The following is a 788-nucleotide window of genomic DNA, read 5'->3' as shown; positions in this document are numbered from 1 at the left end:
TAAACGTCATTTCTGCACACTTGGATTCCAACAAAGAAGTCAAACGTGAGTTCGAAGGCAACAAGTTGATGGAAGGCATTAATCCAAATGAGGAAGTTCTGATCACTGGCGATCTCAATGAACGTGAGAAGCGCGTTGCTGAAGGCTCTGATGTGCTGTACGACCCAATTGCCCACGATGATACGCACTTAGCGAAACATGGCTTTAAGTTCAAACCACTCGATAGCCATACTTACATGCAGTTAGATAAGCACACTGGCAATATTAAGCAGAAAGAAGGCCGAGATCGCCCTGACTTCGGTGAGCTGGATAATACTGGTTTAACCAACAAAACGGGCAACTTACAGAACCACCAAACCAGTGTTATAACAGAGGGTTTTGAGAATGTCAGCGACCATAAGCCAGTGCAGTCAACATTCGAAGTCAGAAGCTTTTCTCAAAAGTTGATTGAAAACGCATTTACTCAAAATGCCAATGACTTTAAAAATGATGCCGCCTATCTGAAGCCAGGCACGAACCCAGCTAACGCAACGTTTGATGATGTAACCTCTGCTAACCAAGCACGTCTGGGTTTAGAAAACTTAAACCCGAATGAACAAGCATTCGTGAAAGAGAATTTTGCGAGCTTTATTATCGGTAAAGACGCGATCTTCAGCCAGCTAACTAGCGGCTTTATGGAGGAGATGGGCCAACTTCATGCCTCTGATCTTGCTAAGAACCCAACTCATCTGCAAGCACAGCAAATTGCGTTGAGCGAAAAATACGAACAGCTAAGCGATAAAGTAAAC

1 pseudogene is annotated in these 788 nt (G+C 43.9%); it reads left to right on the top strand.

The features are described 5' to 3' along the window. A pseudogene (locus R8N47_RS24565) lies at positions 1-788 on the top strand (VPA0450 family T3SS effector inositol phosphatase); the annotation flags it as partial.

The organism is Vibrio sp. 2132-1 (assembly GCF_033344315.1).
This window is presented reverse-complemented; position numbering and strand designations above follow the sequence as displayed.